The organism is Paenibacillus sp. ClWae2A, assembly GCF_032452295.1.
Lineage (GTDB): Bacteria > Bacillota > Bacilli > Paenibacillales > Paenibacillaceae > Paenibacillus.
Genome location: NZ_JAULSQ010000022.1, coordinates 1 through 17061, shown reverse-complemented (window position 1 = coordinate 17061; position 17061 = coordinate 1). Strand labels below are relative to the sequence as shown.

General features: G+C 44.9%; 24 protein-coding genes. 21 read left to right on the top strand and 3 right to left on the bottom strand.

Going from position 1 to position 17061, the window contains the following annotated elements; genetic code table 11:
- Window positions 1-29 precede the first annotated feature (29 nt).
- From rplO to QVE09_RS30240, 18 genes are all read left to right on the top strand, one after another.
- The gene (gene rplO / locus QVE09_RS30325) at window positions 30-470 is read left to right on the top strand and encodes a 50S ribosomal protein L15 (protein WP_017692093.1); all 441 of its coding nucleotides are present in this window, start codon (window positions 30-32) and stop codon (window positions 468-470) included.
- Entirely contained in the window at window positions 470-1768 is a 1299-nt protein-coding gene (secY, locus tag QVE09_RS30320; RefSeq protein WP_047841120.1) for a preprotein translocase subunit SecY, read from the top strand. Before rplO ends, secY begins: the two co-directional genes overlap by 1 nt.
- A gap of 90 nt (window positions 1769-1858) precedes the next feature.
- Complete coding sequence (locus QVE09_RS30315) at window positions 1859-2503, top strand: adenylate kinase (RefSeq protein WP_315939803.1); 645 nt, start codon at window positions 1859-1861, stop codon at window positions 2501-2503.
- 3 nt (window positions 2504-2506) lie between these two features.
- Window positions 2507-3259: a type I methionyl aminopeptidase gene (map, locus tag QVE09_RS30310; RefSeq protein WP_036607191.1), complete on the top strand. Its 753-nt coding sequence runs from the start codon at window positions 2507-2509 to the stop codon at window positions 3257-3259.
- A gap of 10 nt (window positions 3260-3269) precedes the next feature.
- Window positions 3270-3578: a KOW domain-containing RNA-binding protein gene (locus tag QVE09_RS30305; protein ID WP_091039171.1), complete on the top strand. Its 309-nt coding sequence runs from the start codon at window positions 3270-3272 to the stop codon at window positions 3576-3578.
- 3 nt (window positions 3579-3581) lie between these two features.
- Window positions 3582-3797 (top strand): translation initiation factor IF-1, encoded by a 216-nt coding sequence (gene infA / locus QVE09_RS30300; protein ID WP_017692098.1) that lies wholly within the window; start codon window positions 3582-3584, stop codon window positions 3795-3797.
- A gap of 152 nt (window positions 3798-3949) precedes the next feature.
- On the top strand, window positions 3950-4063 hold the full coding sequence (gene rpmJ / locus QVE09_RS30295) for a 50S ribosomal protein L36 (RefSeq protein WP_003333770.1): 114 nt from the start codon (window positions 3950-3952) through the stop codon (window positions 4061-4063).
- A 20-nt stretch (window positions 4064-4083) separates the two neighbouring features.
- Window positions 4084-4452, top strand: a complete 369-nt coding sequence (rpsM, locus tag QVE09_RS30290; protein ID WP_062329455.1) for a 30S ribosomal protein S13 — start codon at window positions 4084-4086, stop codon at window positions 4450-4452.
- Between the two features lie 19 nt (window positions 4453-4471).
- Window positions 4472-4867: a 30S ribosomal protein S11 gene (rpsK, locus tag QVE09_RS30285; RefSeq protein ID WP_017692100.1), complete on the top strand. Its 396-nt coding sequence runs from the start codon at window positions 4472-4474 to the stop codon at window positions 4865-4867.
- 136 nt (window positions 4868-5003) lie between these two features.
- Entirely contained in the window at window positions 5004-5948 is a 945-nt protein-coding gene (locus tag QVE09_RS30280; RefSeq protein ID WP_017692101.1) for a DNA-directed RNA polymerase subunit alpha, read from the top strand.
- A gap of 34 nt (window positions 5949-5982) precedes the next feature.
- Window positions 5983-6348: a 50S ribosomal protein L17 gene (rplQ, locus tag QVE09_RS30275; RefSeq protein WP_017692102.1), complete on the top strand. Its 366-nt coding sequence runs from the start codon at window positions 5983-5985 to the stop codon at window positions 6346-6348.
- Window positions 6349-6507: 159 nt separating this feature from the next.
- Window positions 6508-7281 (top strand): tRNA pseudouridine(38-40) synthase TruA, encoded by a 774-nt coding sequence (gene truA / locus QVE09_RS30270; RefSeq protein WP_315939802.1) that lies wholly within the window; start codon window positions 6508-6510, stop codon window positions 7279-7281.
- 205 nt (window positions 7282-7486) lie between these two features.
- Window positions 7487-7924 carry a 50S ribosomal protein L13 gene (gene rplM / locus QVE09_RS30265; RefSeq protein ID WP_024633564.1) on the top strand — a complete coding sequence of 146 codons (438 nt, stop codon included), beginning with the start codon at window positions 7487-7489 and terminating at the stop codon, window positions 7922-7924.
- A gap of 19 nt (window positions 7925-7943) precedes the next feature.
- Window positions 7944-8336 carry a 30S ribosomal protein S9 gene (gene rpsI, locus QVE09_RS30260; RefSeq protein WP_017692105.1) on the top strand — a complete coding sequence of 131 codons (393 nt, stop codon included), beginning with the start codon at window positions 7944-7946 and terminating at the stop codon, window positions 8334-8336.
- An 800-nt stretch (window positions 8337-9136) separates the two neighbouring features.
- Complete coding sequence (locus QVE09_RS30255) at window positions 9137-9829, top strand: phosphoadenylyl-sulfate reductase (RefSeq protein WP_315939801.1); 693 nt, start codon at window positions 9137-9139, stop codon at window positions 9827-9829.
- A gap of 23 nt (window positions 9830-9852) precedes the next feature.
- Window positions 9853-11022 (top strand): sulfate adenylyltransferase, encoded by a 1170-nt coding sequence (sat, locus tag QVE09_RS30250; RefSeq protein WP_315939800.1) that lies wholly within the window; start codon window positions 9853-9855, stop codon window positions 11020-11022.
- A 68-nt stretch (window positions 11023-11090) separates the two neighbouring features.
- Window positions 11091-11846, top strand: coding sequence for an N-acetylmuramoyl-L-alanine amidase CwlD (cwlD, locus tag QVE09_RS30245; protein WP_278298126.1), 756 nt, complete (start codon window positions 11091-11093; stop codon window positions 11844-11846).
- Between the two features lie 79 nt (window positions 11847-11925).
- Window positions 11926-13026, top strand: coding sequence for an Mrp/NBP35 family ATP-binding protein (locus QVE09_RS30240; protein ID WP_315939799.1), 1101 nt, complete (start codon window positions 11926-11928; stop codon window positions 13024-13026).
- Between the two features lie 87 nt (window positions 13027-13113).
- On the opposite strand, the gene gerD is transcribed toward QVE09_RS30240, so the two are convergent.
- The gene (gene gerD, locus QVE09_RS30235) at window positions 13114-13866 is read right to left on the bottom strand and encodes a spore germination lipoprotein GerD (protein ID WP_315939798.1); all 753 of its coding nucleotides are present in this window, start codon (window positions 13864-13866) and stop codon (window positions 13114-13116) included.
- A 125-nt stretch (window positions 13867-13991) separates the two neighbouring features.
- Here gerD and QVE09_RS30230 point away from each other — a divergent pair, with 125 nt between their 5' ends.
- On the top strand, window positions 13992-14624 hold the full coding sequence (locus tag QVE09_RS30230; protein ID WP_315939797.1) for a KinB-signaling pathway activation protein: 633 nt from the start codon (window positions 13992-13994) through the stop codon (window positions 14622-14624).
- A 101-nt stretch (window positions 14625-14725) separates the two neighbouring features.
- Here QVE09_RS30230 and pdaB read toward each other — a convergent pair whose 3' ends face one another.
- Window positions 14726-15502 carry a polysaccharide deacetylase family sporulation protein PdaB gene (gene pdaB / locus QVE09_RS30225; RefSeq protein ID WP_315939796.1) on the bottom strand — a complete coding sequence of 259 codons (777 nt, stop codon included), beginning with the start codon at window positions 15500-15502 and terminating at the stop codon, window positions 14726-14728.
- 122 nt (window positions 15503-15624) lie between these two features.
- Here pdaB and QVE09_RS30220 point away from each other — a divergent pair, with 122 nt between their 5' ends.
- Window positions 15625-16242 (top strand): stage II sporulation protein M, encoded by a 618-nt coding sequence (locus QVE09_RS30220; RefSeq protein WP_315939795.1) that lies wholly within the window; start codon window positions 15625-15627, stop codon window positions 16240-16242.
- Window positions 16243-16396: 154 nt separating this feature from the next.
- Window positions 16397-16627 carry a hypothetical protein gene (locus tag QVE09_RS30215; protein ID WP_017692114.1) on the top strand — a complete coding sequence of 77 codons (231 nt, stop codon included), beginning with the start codon at window positions 16397-16399 and terminating at the stop codon, window positions 16625-16627.
- Window positions 16628-16803: 176 nt separating this feature from the next.
- Here QVE09_RS30215 and QVE09_RS30210 read toward each other — a convergent pair.
- A partial coding sequence (locus tag QVE09_RS30210) for a hypothetical protein (RefSeq protein WP_315939794.1) occupies window positions 16804-17061 on the bottom strand: 258 nt, incomplete at its 5' end.

Genomic DNA, 17061 nt, shown 5'->3' with positions numbered 1-17061 from the left:
CACAAATCTTTAAGGAGGTGCAACGAACGATGAAGTTACATGAGCTTTCACCATCTCCTGGATCCCGCAAAGAACGTAAACGTCTTGGTCGCGGTCCAAGTAGTGGTACAGGTAAAACATCAGGTCGCGGTCACAAAGGACAAAATTCTCGTTCTGGCGGTGGAGTTCGTCCAGGCTTCGAAGGTGGACAAAATCCATTGTATCGTCGCTTGCCAAAACGTGGTTTTGTAAACCCAACTCGCAAAGAATATGCAGTTGTGAATACTGAAGACCTGAACAGTTTTGCTGCGGGTACTGAAGTAACTCCAGAATTCTTGATGACGAATGGCGTAGTTAAAAACGCTAAATCCGGAATCAAAATCCTGGGTAACGGTGATGTCACTGTGAAGCTGACTGTTAAAGCTAACAAGTTTTCTCAATCTGCTATTGAGAAAATTGAAGCTGCTGGCGGTACAACTGAGGTGATTTAATGTTCAAGACCCTAAAGAATATCTGGCGGGTTGAAGATCTGCGCAAAAGGGTATTATTTACCCTTTTTGTACTGATCATTTACCGCATCGGCTCCTTTGTCCCCGTGCCGGGAGTTAACAAAGATGTGTTCGAAGCGACAAATTCTGCGGGTAAAGAAGTTTTTGGACTTCTCAATACGTTCTCGGGTGGAGCGCTCTTCCAGTTCTCGATATTTGCGCTCGGGATCGTGCCTTACATCACTGCGTCTATCATAGTACAGTTGCTTTCCATGGACGTTATTCCTAAATTAGCGGAGTGGGCAAAGCAAGGTGAACAAGGTAAGAAGAAATCTGCACAGTTGACCCGTTATTTAACCATCGGACTGGCATTGATTCAAGCGTTTGGTACGTCGATCGGATTCAACCGCTTGTACAATACAGAGATGGTGCCTAACGCTACATTTGCAGATTATATCTTGATCGCGATTGTACTTACGGCCGGTACTTCATTCCTGATGTGGCTTGGTGAGCAGATCACCGAGAAGGGCATAGGAAACGGGATTTCGATCTTGATCTTTGCGGGTATCCTATCTACGGTGCCTAACATTATCAAGCAAACGATCGAATCTGACTTCATTCAACCTGACCAACTGTTTATGAATATTCTTAAAGGTGTTATCATCGCAATTGTTATTGTGTTGATCATCATAGGGGTCATTTACATTCAGCAGGCGATTCGAAAGATTCCGGTACAGTACGCTAAACGTGTCGTAGGTAACAAAATGTACGGTGGACAGAATACACATATCCCGCTGAAAATTAATGCAGCAGGTGTTATCCCTGTCATCTTTGCTTCATCGCTGTTGATGTTCCCAACGATCATCGCCAACTTCTGGGCAGATCGCCTCTGGGCACAGTGGATCGGACAGAATCTGACAACACACAAACCTCTTGGTATGTTGCTGTATGTCGTGATGATCTTCGGTTTCACATTCTTCTATACTTTTGTACAGATGAATCCACAGCAGATGGCTGATAATATGAAAAAGAACGGCGGTTACATCCCAGGCATTCGCCCGGGTAAAGCAACCGAGAAATATCTGACCCGTGTCATGACTCGTTTGACAATGGCCGGAGCCATCTTCTTGGCAGTCATTTCCGTTCTGCCTGTATTCTTAGGGGCACTTTCTGGTTTGCCTCAATCTGCGCAAATTGGAGGAACATCCCTCCTGATCGTTATCGGTGTTGCGCTGGATACGATGAAGCAAATCGAAAGCCAATTGATCAAACGCCACTACAAAGGTTTTATCAATAAATAGGCAATAGGTACCGGTCGAGTGAAGATTTACTTGCCGGCACCTATTGTGCTGTTTGTTGATGTAGGGTAGTCTTGGAGGGAGTGACATAACGTGAACATCCTATTCATGGGCCCTCCGGGGGCAGGAAAAGGAACGCAAGCAGACGTCATCGTGAAAGAGTTCGGTATTCCCCATATTTCAACAGGCGATGCATTTCGTCTCGCGATCAAACAGGGAACTCCCATTGGCATGAAAGCCAAGGAATATATGGATCAAGGATTGCTTGTACCAGATGATGTAACCATTGGCATCGTTGAAGAACGTTTGCAGCAGCCTGACTGCAGAGAAGGGTTCCTCTTGGACGGATTTCCAAGAACCCTTTCGCAAGCAGAAGCGCTCGATGGCATTCTGGATCGATTGAACTCAGGTCTCGATCATGTAATCAACCTGAAAGTGGATCGCAACAAATTGCTCGCTCGTCTGACGGGTCGTCGAATTTGTAAAAACTGTGGTTCTACTTATCATGTGGTATTCAATCCGCCTAAGCAGGAAGGTATTTGTGATAAATGCGCTGGTGAGTTGTATCAACGCTCTGATGATAATGAAGAGAGTGTAGGTACACGACTGGACGAGTATATCAACAAAACAGCACCACTCCTCACGTTCTATGAGAATAAAGGTCTTCTTCGTCAAATGAACGGAGAACAGGATATCGATCAAGTTTCTCAAGAAATCGTGTCCTTACTGAGAGGTTAATTGATGATCATTGGTAAGTCCGAAACGGAACTGGGCTTGATGAGGGAAGCAGGGAGAATTGTTGCGGAAACGCATCGTCTCTTGGCAGAGCATATCGCTCCCGGTATTACGACTGGAGAACTTGACCATATGGCCGATCAATATATCCGCAGTCAAGGAGCTGTGCCGTCTTTCAAAGGTTATAACGGTTTCCCTGCCAGTGTGTGCGCTTCAGTCAATGAAGAGTTGGTACATGGATTTCCCGGCAAACGCAAGTTGAACGAGGGCGATATCGTTACGTTTGACATTGGCGCGCAGTACCAGGGGTATCATGGAGATTCCGCCTGGACTTATCCGGTCGGCCGTATTTCCGAAGAAGCCCGTCGTCTTCTGGACGTTACCGAGGCTTCGTTATACGCAGGTCTGGCGCTGGTAAAACCGGACGTTCGCTTGTTTACAATATCTCATGCGATTCAGAAATATATTGAAGATGAAGGGTTCTCCGTAGTTCGTGAATATGTCGGTCACGGCATAGGCGCAGATCTGCACGAAGAACCACAGATTCCGAACTATGGTCTTCCCGATCGGGGACCACGGCTTAAAGCGGGCATGGTGCTGGCCATAGAGCCGATGGTTAACGTAGGTAGACGGTATGTGAAAACGTTGGAAGATAACTGGACTGTCGTCACAGTTGATGGAAAGTTATGTGCCCACTTTGAACACACCGTAGCAGTTACACCAGATGGTATGGAAATTTTCACGAAACTGAATGCGTAGGTGATGAGGCATGAACAGTCAGTCTAATCCGCAGCTCGGTCAACTTGTGAAGATCCGTAAAGGCCGCAATGCGGACCAAGCCGCAGTAATTGTTGCTATAGCGGACAGTAAGTTCGTATATATTGCGGATGGAGACAAACGTAAGTTTGATCAACCCAAGAAGAAGAATCTTCTTCATCTTGAACTCCAGCCCATGATTAGCAGCGAGGTTGTGAACAGTTTAAACGAGAGTGGTCGGGTGACAAATGGAAAGCTCCGTTATGCGGTTCATTCATTTCTGGAATCCACCAACATTCAAGCTGAAGAGAAAGGAGACTGACTAATGGCCAAGGAAGATGTCATTGAAGTGGAAGGTACGGTTCTTGAACCGCTACCGAATGCAACATTCAAGGTTGAGCTTGAGAACGGTCATCAAATTCTCGCTCACGTTTCCGGAAAACTACGGATGCACTTTATTCGTATCCTGACTGGAGACAAAGTAGTTGTTCAGTTGTCGCCTTATGATTTAACAAAAGGTCGCATAACTTACCGTAAATAGTAGTAGACAGTTGCAATGAACTGTGAAGCTTATGAAGCGGGTTTTGCCCGGCAAAACTTGCGAAAGCTTCGAAGCCGGTTTTACAATAGTAGAACAAGGTCAATGCTTACGAAGAGGGTTTTGCTTAGCAAAACTTTGAGGAGGTAATTCACATGAAGGTAAGACCTTCGGTCAAGCCGATTTGCGAAAAATGCAAAGTCATTCGCCGCAAAGGGAATGTTATGGTTATCTGTGAAAATCCGAAACACAAACAAAAACAAGGTTAAAGAAGGGGGTGTAGCGTAAAATGGCACGTATAGCTGGTGTGGATTTGCCACGTGATAAGCGCGTTGAGATCGCCTTGACTTATATTTTCGGAATCGGTAAAACGACTTCCCAGAAAATTCTGAGCACAACAGGCATCAATCCGGACACTCGTGTTCGTGATTTGACGGAAGATGAAGTCAGCAAATTGCGTGAAAGTATCGATAAAGAGGTCAAAGTAGAAGGTGACCTGCGTCGAGAAATCTCTTTGAATATTAAACGTTTGACGGAGATCGGTTGTTACCGTGGAGTTCGTCATCGTCGTGGTCTGCCTGTTCGTGGACAACGTACGAAAACGAATGCTCGTACTCGTAAAGGTCCTCGTCGTACAGTAGCGAACAAGAAGAAATAATAAGGGGGGATAAGAGAAAATGGCTAAACCGAAAAAAGTCGTACGTACTAAACGTCGTGACCGTAAGAATATTGAATCTGGCGTGGCGCATATCCGTTCCACTTTCAATAACACTATCGTTACTATTACGGATCCTCACGGAAATGCAATTTCGTGGGCAAGCTCCGGCGGCCTCGGATTCAGAGGTTCCCGTAAATCGACTCCGTTTGCTGCACAAATGGCTGCTGAGACTGCTGCCAAAGCTGCAATGGAACATGGGATGAAAGCCGTTGAGGTTATGGTTAAAGGACCAGGCGCAGGCCGTGAAGCAGCGATCCGCTCTTTGCAAGCTGCTGGTCTTGAAGTTAACCTGATCAAAGACGTAACTCCAGTCCCGCATAACGGATGCCGTCCTCCAAAACGTCGTCGTGTCTAATGAGATTTGCCCCTGCGTGTGGTATATTTCCGGCACAATCTGCTAATAATGGTTGTTTAGGCATACTACTACATGTTTTCGCAAGAGAAGGTAAATGTTTCATAGAGGACCGACGTTTTGAAGGAGGGGTATTGCAGTGATTGAAATCGAAAAGCCGAAAATTGAGACGGTAGACGTCAACGATGATGGCACCTATGGGAAATTCGTAGTAGAACCGCTTGAGCGCGGATACGGTACGACGCTTGGAAACTCGCTTCGCCGAATCTTGCTCTCGTCACTGCCGGGTGCGGCAGTGTCTTCGGTTCAAATCGATGGCGTTCTGCATGAATTTGCTACAGTTCCTGGCGTAATGGAAGATGTTACGGAGGTTATTCTTAACCTGAAAGCTTTGTCGCTTAAGATTCATTCGGATGAGGAGAAAGTGCTCGAGATTGATGCTGAAGGCGAAGGAGCAATTACGGCTGGAGATATCCGTGCTGACTCCGATGTGGAAATCCTTAACCCGGATTTACACATTGCTACGCTCGGACCAGGTTCGAGACTTCACATGCGTATTTTTGCCAATCGCGGTCGCGGCTACGTCCAGGCAGATCGGAATAAACGCGATGACCAGCCGATCGGCGTCATCCCAGTCGATTCCATCTTCACCCCGATCAGTCGCGTTAACTACGCTGTGGAAAATACGCGTGTCGGTCAAGTGACCAACTATGACAAGCTCACGTTGGAAGTTTGGACTGATGGAAGTATTCGTCCTGAAGAGGCTGTAAGCCTCGGCGCTAAAATTTTGACTGAGCATTTGATGCTCTTCGTGGGTCTTACAGACGAAGCGAAAGATGCAGAGATCATGGTCGAAAAAGAAGAAGACAAAAAAGAAAAAGTACTCGAAATGACGATCGAAGAGCTAGATCTCTCTGTTCGTTCCTACAACTGCCTCAAACGTGCCGGTATTAATACCGTGCAAGAGCTGACTACGAAAACGGAAGAAGACATGATGAAAGTCCGTAACCTCGGACGCAAGTCTTTGGAAGAAGTTCAAGAGAAGCTTGAGGAACTTGGTTTGGGACTCCGTACAGAAGAATAGACAGCCGAGTGCTTGAAGTGAAGGAGGGAAAACAATGGCATACCAAAAGTTGGGCCGTAATTCCAGCGCACGTAAAGCTTTGTTCCGTGACCTGGTAACCGACCTGTTCTTATACGAACGCATTCAGACAACTGAAGCGAAAGCAAAAGAGGTTCGCTCTATTGCTGAAAAACTGATCACTAAAGCGAAAAAGGGAGATCTTCATGCCCGTCGCCAAGTGGCAGCTTATGTTCGCCGCGAAACTATCGATGGTGAGCAAGATGCAATCCAAAAACTGTTTAGCGAATTGTCCGGTCGTTACGCTGAGCGTCCAGGTGGATACACTCGTATCTTGAAACTGGGACCTCGTCGTGGTGACGCAGCGCCAATGGTTTACTTGGAACTGGTAGACCGCGCGTAAAACAGATGAGATGAGGAAAGGGGACAGAATCAACGATTCTGGATTAACCCTTTTTTTCTCTTCATTTCGGAATTCGTGCTGTAATAGAAGCTCCGTAAGGGGCTTCTTTTGCTGTTCGGGATAGGGATATGTATAGTATGGAACAAAGGTGTGTTAATAATGCGGAACTTATGTATGACGTTAACTTATGATGGCACTGCCTATTACGGCTTCCAAGTACAGCCGGGTGGGAATACCATTCAGGATCATCTTGAAGATGCGATTCGTGCTTTAACCGGTGAGAAGGTTAAAATTACAGGTTCAGGCCGAACAGATGCAGGTGTTCACGCCCGCAGACAAATCTTTAATTTTCCTACGGAGTCCCAGATCCCGATTGAACGCTGGTGTATTGCACTCAACTCCAGATTACCCTCCGATATTGTCGTTATTGATGCGATTGAAGTTTCGGCTGATTTTCATTCTCGCTATGCAGCGAAAAAGAAAACGTATCGTTATACAGTCAATGCGAATCAATTTCCGGATGTATTCAACAGAAGACTGCAATATCATCATCATGCGAAGCTTGATATTATGGCAATGCAGGAGGGCTTACGACATTTCATAGGGACGTATGATTTTACCTCTTTTGCTTCACGCAAGTCTCAGAAAGAGAATCATATCCGTTCGGTGTACGAAGCATGGATGGAAGTGGACCGATCAATGTGCAGAGACCATCCGCGCGATCAGGGTGTCATTCACATTTATGTGAGTGGTAACGGCTTTTTGCAGCATATGGTTCGTATCATTGTAGGGACACTGCTGGAGATTGGAGAGGGCAAACGGAAAGCCTCTGATGTACCAAATATGATTGCTGCATGTAATCGATCTGCTGCAGGACCTACTGCAGTTAGCTGCGGTTTAATGCTCTGGGATCTTGAATACAAAAAAGATTAAATTTGGTGAGTGAAAAGCTTAATTAACACTTGCGATTTAATCGCCTATCATGTAATATAAAAGTTGTGTTTTCTTAATGGCTTTCCCACAGCCCCAATTAAGAGGTTCACATCAAATTTACAATCCATCAACACCTAAAGTTATAACTTAACGAACGAAGATAAATGAAAATGATGATTTTGAACATTTTAAGGAGGAACTTTTCATGCGTACTACGTACATGGCGAAGCCTAACGAAGTTGAGCGCCAATGGCACATCATTGATGCTGAAGGCAAAACCCTCGGACGTTTGGCGAGCGAAGCAGCTGCTTTGATTCGCGGCAAACACAAGCCACAATTCACTCCACATGTGGACACTGGCGATTTCGTTGTTATCATCAATGCTGAGAAAATCGTATTGACTGGTAAGAAAATGCAAGGTAAAAAATACTACCGTCACTCAATGCACCCAGGTGGTTTGAAAGTAACTACTGCTGAAGAGATGGTTAAAAACAAACCTGAGCGTATGTTGGAATTGGCTGTTCGCGGTATGCTTCCTAAAACTCGCATGGGCGAGAAAATGAAGTTGAGACTTAAAGCGTACAGAGGCACTGAGCATCCACATGCAGCACAAAAACCAGAAGTTTACGAACTTCGCGGTTAATTAAAAGGAGGACAGTTTCATGGCACAAGTACAATACTATGGGACAGGTCGTCGTAAACATTCGGTAGCACGTGTTCGCCTTGTACCGGGTGAAGGACGCATTGTCATCAATAAACGTGATATTAATGAATACTTCGGTTTGGAAACACTCAAACTGATCGTAAAACAACCACTGAACTTGACAGAAACGCTCAACAACTATGACGTTCTTGTTATTGCTCATGGTGGCGGAATCTCCGGTCAAGCCGGCGCAATCCGTCATGGTATCTCCCGCGCTCTGCTCAAAGCAGATCCGGAATACCGTGCATCCCTGAAAAAAGCAGGATTCCTGACTCGTGACCCACGTATGAAAGAGCGTAAAAAATACGGTCTTAAAGCGGCTCGTCGCGCACCTCAGTTCTCCAAACGTTAATATTAAAAGCCTTTGGCCTCGGTCAAAGGCTTTTTTATATGTTCATGACGATTCAGCCTTTTACTATATATGTTTTGCAATAGCTCTCATATCTTTGATGTCTCTCCCCATGCTTCTGTATTTTCCTTTCAATGCACTTTTCAATGCACTTTTCAATGTACTCATAATCTCCCTCAGTACAGTCCTATAATATATGCGTTAATACATCTTACTGAACCTCTCTAATCATTTTAAAACATTCGATTTGCTCTTACCCATCGTTCACCACACATCTATAACACCTCCTTATAAAATTATCTATTAGCGCTCAAGCCAGATTTCTTGAATGCACTCGCTAATTGTTTGCGTACTTGATTCTTTAGTGCAAACCTTATCAGTATTTCTTATGGAAACGATAAAAGTCCCTTACATATCAACCGCTAAATGTCGCAACGCTGCTCTAATTAAATCTTCTGTTTTTTGTCCTTCACTTTCAATCGCCCAGTGATTTTTTGATGCTGTTCTTGGCGACATGAACTGTCCAAACCCAGCAGCAGCAAAGGTTTCCCAGGCTAAGAGATGTATTTTTACCTACCTAATGACGTGGGCCAACATCATTGTTTTTATCTCGTTAACAAAGAAATGGATAAATTGAACCAAAATATTGTGAGAGAGCGATGATCAAAAATGGACAAAAACTGATTTATTTTACCATATGGCAGGCATTGACATCCCCAATGAAAGATTTATACTAAACATAATTCATATTAGATTAGTCGGCTTTAAGATGTATTGAAATGCAGAATGGGGGAAATTCACAGATGAACTTGTTGGAGAAAGAAGATTTGGCACGGACGAAGGCAGAGGAACTGGAACACGCCAGTCCAGAGGATATTATTCGGTATGCTATTGAAACATTCCCAAATATCACTTTTGCATGTAGCTTTGGTGCAGAAGATGTTGTACTTGTAGATATGTTGCAGAAGATCAGCCCATCCACAGATATTTTTTATCTGGATACAGATTTTCACTTTAAAGAAACATACGAAACACGTGATAAGATGCAGGAGAATTACAACCTTGAATTTGTTCGCGTGTCACCTAAGATTACTCCGGAAGAGCAGGCAGCTCAACACGGTGACGAGTTGTGGAAGTCTGATCCTAATGGATGCTGTAACATTCGCAAAGTTGAACCGTTAACACGTATTCTTTCTCAGTATGATGCATGGATTACAGGTATTCGTAGAGATCAAGCACCAACTCGTGCAAACTCGAAGAAGGTTGAATATGATTCCAAGTTTGGCCTGATGAAGTTTAATCCAATTGCGCACTGGACGACTGAGGATGTATGGCAATATATTCGTGACAATAACGTTGTATATAACCCTCTTCATGATCAGAACTACCCAAGTATTGGTTGTGAGCATTGCACACGTCAGGTTATGCCTGGTGAGGACCCTCGTGCTGGACGTTGGTCTGGTAATGATAAAACGGAATGTGGCCTTCATAAATAATAGATATACAAGGAGCTGACAAGATGACATCGATTCTGCCTCATGGAGGTACGTTGGTTCAGCGTATCGTACAAGGAGAAGAACGGGAGCAATTGTTGCAAAACAGTAAAAACTTATCCTCATTGCTTATTAATACCTGGACGATATCGGATTTGGATCTGATTGGCGTGGGTGCGTTCTCACCACTTCAAGGTTTCTTGAATGAGGAGGATTACCTTTCGGTGGTGTCTCGCATGCGTCTCGCGGATGGAACAGTCTGGAGTATACCGATTACTCTTGCTGTTGACGATAAACAAGCCGCATCCCTCCAGATTGGTGAACTTGTGAAACTTGTTGGTGATCAAGATGGAGTAACTTATGGACTGCTCGAAGTCCAAAGTATATACCAGGTGGATCAGGGTGAAGAAGCTCGGCGTATATTCAAAACAGATGATCCCGAGCACCCGGGTGTTAAAAAACTGTTGGAACGTCCTGCAACATACGTAGGAGGTCCAATCCAAGTGTTGAACCGTCCAAAACCTTCGAAATTCGAAGAGTTCTATTATGATCCTGCAGATACCCGGAAGATTTTTCAGGAGAAGGGTTGGAAGACGGTAGTTGGTTTTCAGACACGTAATCCGGTCCATCGGGCTCATGAGTACATCCAGAAGAGCGCTATGGAGATTGTAGACGCACTCTTCCTGAATCCGCTTGTTGGAGAGACGAAGTCAGACGATGTTCCCGCAGATGTTCGGATGAAGAGTTATCTGGTATTACTGGAGAACTATTACCCGGCTGATCGTGCGTTCCTTGGTGTGTTCCCCGCAGCGATGCGGTATGCCGGCCCACGAGAAGCTATTTTCCATGCGATGGTTCGCAAAAATTACGGGTGTACCCACTTTATTGTTGGTCGTGACCATGCGGGTGTGGGTGATTATTATGGAACATATGAAGCACAGGAGATCTTTACTAACTTTACAGCAGAGGAACTGGGGATCACTCCGTTGTTCTTCGAACATAGTTTCTTCTGTACCAAATGTGGAAACATGGCATCCAGCAAAACTTGCCCACATGATAAAGAACATCATATGGCGCTTTCCGGCACCAAAGTACGCGGGTTGCTCCGTGACGGCCAGTGCCCTCCACCTGAATTTACACGTCCTGAGGTAGCTGAGGTGCTGATTGAAGGAATGGCGGAGCAAGTCCGGTCCTAGCGGTATATTTGTCCATCTTGTCCCATATAGATGATTAGAGTCATTTATAGGGACGAGGTGGTTTTTTTATGCGTAAAAATATGGGGAAACACTTTGTAGTCTGGATCAGGTTAAAAACAATCAAAAGGGTCATGCTGAGCCTCTGTCTGCTGGCCATGTTAGTGGCAGTAATGTCCTATGAACTGCCTTCCGCAAAGACGTCAGGTTATTGGAGTTTGCCGATGGCGGGTAAGGTCATTGCCATTGATGCAGGACACGGAGGTCCAGATGGAGGAGCTGTAAGTAAACAGGGGGTTATTGAAAAAGATATCAATCTGTCTATCGCCCTGTATGTGAGAGATTATTTGCAGCAGGCAGGTGCCTTAGTGGTGATGACACGAGAAATAGACACCGATTTGGCGGAATCGGACACCAAGGGGTATTCTAAACGCAAGACGGAGGATCTGAAACAAAGAGTACGGCGGATAGAGGATAAGCAAGCAGATCTCTTTATTAGTATTCACATGAACAGTGTCCCATCCAACCGATGGAGTGGAGCGCAGGTTTTCTATACACCTAACCATCCGGATAACGAAGGTTTGGCTAATCTGCTTCAACAAGAGATGGTCCGTAATCTGGAGAATACAGATCGAATCGCCAAAACGGTGAATACGGTTTATCTGTTACAGGCTCTGAAGATCCCTTCAGCGCTGGTAGAAGTGGGTTTCCTTTCTCATCCGGAAGAGGCACGTATGCTTGCCGACGAAGCTTATCAACGCAAAGTAGCTGCTTCGATCTATAATGGGATTCTCAGATATTCCTCAGGAGAACGGCCTAAAAGTTAGTCAGAACAAGAAAGGTAATGATATAATTGGATCAGCATACCTAATTACATGCCAATAGATAAAGCTGAGGTGCTGTCTGATGTTATCAAAAGAACAGATACTTGAACTATTACAGCCATTACAAGAACCACAATTGGGAGTAAGTCTGACCGAACTGGAATGGGTTCGAGATATTATGGTGAAAGAAAATCATGTGGCTCTGACCATAGTGACACTGGAAAATCGACCTGAGGATACAACAGCCTTGAGTGATGCAGCGCGTAATCTGTTGTCCCAGCACGGGCTGAAGGATGTACATATTCGTGTACGTGCGGCTTCTGAGCATGATCGTGAGAGCCTGAATATGGGACAACCCGATAATGAGCCAGATCGGGACGAAGTGCTCGTAAAAGGTCACGCAGCGGGTCTGGATGGACATGAGCTGTTAAGTCCTGAATCAGGTGTTCGTTTTATTGCTGTGGCCAGTGGTAAAGGTGGCGTTGGTAAATCAACGGTAACCGTTAATCTCGCTGCAGCCTTGGCACGTCAAGGCAAGAAAGTGGGCTTAATTGATGCGGATATCTATGGCTTCAGTGTACCCGACATGATGGGGATTGAAGAATATCCGGTCGTTGAAGATGGCGTTATTCAACCGGTTGAACGTTTTGGCGTCAAAGTTATGTCGATGGGCTTCTTTATTCGGGAGAACAACCCGGTAATCTGGCGTGGACCTATGCTAGGTCGGATGCTGCGTCAATTCTTTACGGATGTCCAGTGGGGCGAGTTGGATTATATGTTACTGGATTTGCCACCTGGTACGGGAGATGTCGCTTTGGATGTGCACCAGATGTTGCCACAGAGCAAGGAAATCATCGTTACCACACCGCATGCAACAGCAGCTTTTGTCGCAGCACGTGCGGGGGCGATGGCCATTCAGACCGATCATGAGTTACTTGGTGTGGTTGAGAACATGGCTTATTATGAGTGTGGCAGTTGCGGAGAGAAGGATTATGTCTTTGGTCGTGGAGGCGGGGGAAGACTTGCGGAAAGTCTGCATACAAGCTTGCTTGCCCAGATTCCATTAGGCACGCCGGATAATCATCCATCCGAGCCTGATTTCTCACCTTCGGTTTACAAAGCAGATTCCCGTATAGGGGCTATCTACGATGAAGTTGCCCGGTCCATTGAATCCAAATTCTAATGGGATGAGTGTTATAATACTAATAAAGCCTGCGTCCACTTGGATGCAGGCTTTTCAGTATCTGTGGTGTGTATTAATACCTGCTGTTTATGATCCTCCGCCGCCTGAATCTCCACTGCTTCCACCATCTCCGCCATCACTACCACCTTGGCCTTGACCGTCTTGCTGTCCGCCTTGCTCTTGCCCTTGTTGTCCGCCACTTTCTACTTTGGGTTGCAATTCCTCCTGCACTACCTTCTTGAGCAAAGTGAGTACTTCCATGCGGAACAACGGGTTTTGCATCACTTCCTGCATGACAGTCATCGTCTGTTTACGATAATCCGGAGTCTTCGTCATATCCATGAACATCTTGGATACCTCAGGTGACTTCATGATGTCCTCAACAGACTTTTGATATGTGGGATCTTTAATCAATTGCATATGAAGTTGTTTACTTTGTGCGTTGATCACTTTGGCAAATTCACCCGCAAACTGCGGATCGGTCATGATCTTTTCAAATTCCTTCTTATACTCGGGAGCTGTGATGGTATCTTTTACTGCAATACGTATTTGTTCCGAAGATTGCACAGGCATTAACATTTTCATACCAATGGATCCCGAAGCACCACCTGAACCGCCACCTTCTTCAGAACCGCTGCTTCCGCTAGATGAGCTTTGCCCTGTAAGAGCCTCCTCCACCGCTTTCTTGCCTTCGTCACTTTTCAAAATATCTACAACCATTGTTTTCATCTCTTTATAACTGCCCTGAGGAGGCGAAGAACTCTGATCTGAACCGCAGCCGGCAAGCATGACGGATAGCCCCAGTACGACACAGCATAGCTGCCACAAAGGCCGTTTCATGTGTACGATCCCTCCTTGATTAGATACTGGTTGTAGTATGTGATGGGAAAGGGGGAAATATGTTGAGCAATGATGGTTTTTTGCTGAGAAGGTTGGTAAAATAAACACTCGGGGGTGGAAAACATTTGAATTTACGTAAATGGTTTTTCCTGTTTTGGACAGCCTTGCTTATTGGGGCAGCGGGAGCATTAGGTACAGGATTGATTATGATGCTGGTGAACGGGGAGAAAACAAATGGATTGAATGATTTTCTTCTGTATCTTTTGATCCTATTTGGATCAGGGGTTATGATCAGCGTGTATTCACAAATGGGTTTCTTTGCATATCTGATATTGAATTATATGGGTAAAGGTGTATTTCCAAAGCGCGGTTGGCAGATCGTGCAGATTGTATTAACGGTGTTAGCCCTGTTTGACGTGATGTTTTTACGTCTGTTTGTTGGGGGAGACCGGGAGCGGATATCGGATATTGTGTTAGGTATCATTATTTTGGCAGCTGCAATTGTTACCGCTTACGTTAAAGTAAAGCTGACTCATGTCTCCGCGCTTGTGCCTACACTTTTTTTCATGATTGCCGTCACCATAGTGGAGACGATCGGCGTATTACGTATTGATGTGAATGCTGCAACCATATTTATTGTGGTTCCCTTGCTCTTATGTAATGCATACCAAATGCTGATATTGCACAGGCTGGTGGATGTATCGACGAAACGCAGCGTAAGTGGAAAGGCAGAACAGTTGAAAGAAAGCAGAGCATAGAAATCATTTTGCATAAAAAAACATACCAAAAAGAGCTAACCCGGTTAGCTCTTTTCAACTTTTACACTCGTATTCGAGCTGTAGCACCAGCATTCAACCACTTATTGACCACTGGCTTGATCACGAACTTCCTTACCTTCCACACTGGAATGGTTAAGCAACTCAGACACGGTTACGAATTCATAACCCTGGTTTTTTAATTTGTCGATAATGACAGGGAGTGCCTCATGAGTCTGTTTAGAGGAATCGCTTGCGTGCAGCAGCACGATGTCCCCTGGATGTGCTTTGCTTACTACGCGATCAACAATGGTCTGTACACCAGGGTTTTTCCAATCCAAGGAGTCAGTATCCCACTGCACAACCTGATAATTCAGACTATTGGCTACCTGAAGCACTCGCTTGTCAAAGTCCCCGTTGGGCAGACGCAGTAATTTCGGTTCTTTTCCCGTTAAATCGGTTAAAATGCTATGAGCTGTCGAAATTTCTTTGCGAATTTCTTCTTCAGTCAGGCTGCTGTAGTTCTCATGTCTGTGACCATGGCTGCCAATTTCATATCCTGCCTCTTTGATGGCAGTAACAATTTCGGGGTGTGTCTTGCTCCAGGGGGAGGAAAGGAAAAAGGTTGCCTTCTGCACTTTATTCTTCTGAAGAACTTTCAGAATCGGCTCTGTCCGTTTATCCCCCCAGCTAATGTCAAAGGTAAGTGCGAGTACCTTCTTCTCGGTTGGAACGCTGTAGACGGCTGATGGTGCTTCCTCCGAGAATACGGAGACATTGCCTCTCTCCAGATAGATAATACCGATCGCAAAGATGGCAGCAACGAGGACAATCAGGTACCGTTTAATCTTTTTGCCGCTAAATACATAGAACGAGTTCATTTCAATAAGCGCCCCTCTCCCATAAGAAATGCTTGTTTACTCTCCAATGTATGCTCGTACTGCCCAGTTATTCGTCACTGATCCTTGTTTGTCCATCATTTTAGATTCTACAGGAGGTTATTATGTTAAAATTCAGTACATTTCTTAGAGATCTTGGTGCCATCCGCAGTGCATTAATCTGGTCAGTAGTTTTGTTTGCTGTTGGAATAGGGGCAGGATGGGTGAGTACAGGGCCACTGGAAGAACTGTTGTTGAATCAAATTGGAGGATTACGTGAAGTCAGTGAACGGCTGGAGCAGGGGGGCAATGTGCAATGGAACTTCTTCCTGTTTATCTTTTTCAATAATGCCATCAAAAGTGTGCTTGTGATCTATGCCGGTATATTCTTCGGTATTCTGCCTGTCATCTTCCTGCTGATCAATGGGATGGTCCTTGGATTTGTAGTACACACCACGATGAATTATGGAGCAAGCTTCTATGATATTGTGGTTAAAGGTTTACTTCCGCATGGCATTATTGAGATACCGGTTATTATTATTGCTTGTGCCTTCGGACTGAAGTTTGGTGGTCTGGTTATCAAAAGCCTTGCACAACTTGGAAGTGACAAGCGAAATACGATGGGTACCCGGTGGAGAGCATTCATGAATGGGACGTTAACGGCATCCTTCTGGGTTGTCATCTTGCTTCTTGTTGCAGCAATCATCGAAAGCACACTTACGTACACTCTGGTGAGAGGATAAAATTTTGTGATGGTTGGCATTCATAAATTTTCAGAAAGTTGACCATAACAATAAAACGGGTTCCAGCAGCACCCGCAAAAAGCGATTGCACGGGGTGTTGCATGAAACTTGTGTAAGTGTGATAAAGAGGCTATGCACAAAAAGGAGAACTCTAATGCTGGGTATGTTGTTTAACGAGAAGGAATGTAAGGAACTAGACTATGTGCTGCGTAAAGAATTAGATGAGATGCTTTTCGATCTAAGTGATAATCGTCTTGACCAAGAGATCAAATATGCTATCGCGAGCCGATATAAGACTGTGTTCCGCATGTATGCACGCTTTGCCCCGCCAAAAGAGTTGTCCAAGTATGCAAGAGGTGGGAAGCTGAAAAAGTCGAAGCCGTAATGCTGAAGCTGGTCATATATTCGCTTTACAGTAATGGAAGTGAGGTGCGGCTCTTGTTAGCGGGTGCTGTACCTCTGAACCATGAGAATGTGAAATTGTTAAGGGGGTTCATACTTTTTGTCGAAAAAGGGTTGACCTTTCTAATTTCATATGGTAAATTAATTTTCGTTCCTTTTTTAGGAGCGGTTCACCGAAACAAGCATGAAAATAAAGCGATTGAAAACAATCGAAAAAATAATGCTTGCAAAGAGAACTTCAACATGATATATTATAAAAGTCGCCGCTGAAACGACGACAACTTGAAAAACAGCACCAAATTGAATGTTTGATCTTTGAAAACTGAACAACGAGTGAGTAAACATTCTGCTTGCAGAATGAACGCGAAAGTTTGAGACAAGCCTTGGCTTGGATCGACTGGAGCACAAATGAGATTT

Excerpts from the sequence above, each read along its gene's own strand:
- QVE09_RS30240 (WP_315939799.1), top strand. The coding sequence starts at position 11,926 with ATGTTATCAAAAGAACAGATACTTGAACTATTACAGCCATTACAAGAA.
- truA (WP_315939802.1), top strand. The coding sequence starts at position 6,508 with ATGCGGAACTTATGTATGACGTTAACTTATGATGGCACTGCCTATTAC.
- cwlD (WP_278298126.1), top strand. The coding sequence starts at position 11,091 with ATGCGTAAAAATATGGGGAAACACTTTGTAGTCTGGATCAGGTTAAAA.
- infA (WP_017692098.1), top strand. The coding sequence starts at position 3,582 with ATGGCCAAGGAAGATGTCATTGAAGTGGAAGGTACGGTTCTTGAACCG.
- map (WP_036607191.1), top strand. The coding sequence starts at position 2,507 with ATGATCATTGGTAAGTCCGAAACGGAACTGGGCTTGATGAGGGAAGCA.
- sat (WP_315939800.1), top strand. The coding sequence starts at position 9,853 with ATGACATCGATTCTGCCTCATGGAGGTACGTTGGTTCAGCGTATCGTA.
- rpsM (WP_062329455.1), top strand. The coding sequence starts at position 4,084 with ATGGCACGTATAGCTGGTGTGGATTTGCCACGTGATAAGCGCGTTGAG.
- secY (WP_047841120.1), top strand. The coding sequence starts at position 470 with ATGTTCAAGACCCTAAAGAATATCTGGCGGGTTGAAGATCTGCGCAAA.
- pdaB (WP_315939796.1), bottom strand. The coding sequence starts at position 15,502 with ATGAACTCGTTCTATGTATTTAGCGGCAAAAAGATTAAACGGTACCTG.
- QVE09_RS30220 (WP_315939795.1), top strand. The coding sequence starts at position 15,625 with ATGTTAAAATTCAGTACATTTCTTAGAGATCTTGGTGCCATCCGCAGT.
- rplO (WP_017692093.1), top strand. The coding sequence starts at position 30 with ATGAAGTTACATGAGCTTTCACCATCTCCTGGATCCCGCAAAGAACGT.
- rplQ (WP_017692102.1), top strand. The coding sequence starts at position 5,983 with ATGGCATACCAAAAGTTGGGCCGTAATTCCAGCGCACGTAAAGCTTTG.
- QVE09_RS30255 (WP_315939801.1), top strand. The coding sequence starts at position 9,137 with ATGAACTTGTTGGAGAAAGAAGATTTGGCACGGACGAAGGCAGAGGAA.
- QVE09_RS30305 (WP_091039171.1), top strand. The coding sequence starts at position 3,270 with ATGAACAGTCAGTCTAATCCGCAGCTCGGTCAACTTGTGAAGATCCGT.
- rplM (WP_024633564.1), top strand. The coding sequence starts at position 7,487 with ATGCGTACTACGTACATGGCGAAGCCTAACGAAGTTGAGCGCCAATGG.
- rpsK (WP_017692100.1), top strand. The coding sequence starts at position 4,472 with ATGGCTAAACCGAAAAAAGTCGTACGTACTAAACGTCGTGACCGTAAG.
- rpmJ (WP_003333770.1), top strand. The coding sequence starts at position 3,950 with ATGAAGGTAAGACCTTCGGTCAAGCCGATTTGCGAAAAATGCAAAGTC.
- gerD (WP_315939798.1), bottom strand. The coding sequence starts at position 13,866 with ATGAAACGGCCTTTGTGGCAGCTATGCTGTGTCGTACTGGGGCTATCC.
- QVE09_RS30215 (WP_017692114.1), top strand. The coding sequence starts at position 16,397 with ATGCTGGGTATGTTGTTTAACGAGAAGGAATGTAAGGAACTAGACTAT.
- rpsI (WP_017692105.1), top strand. The coding sequence starts at position 7,944 with ATGGCACAAGTACAATACTATGGGACAGGTCGTCGTAAACATTCGGTA.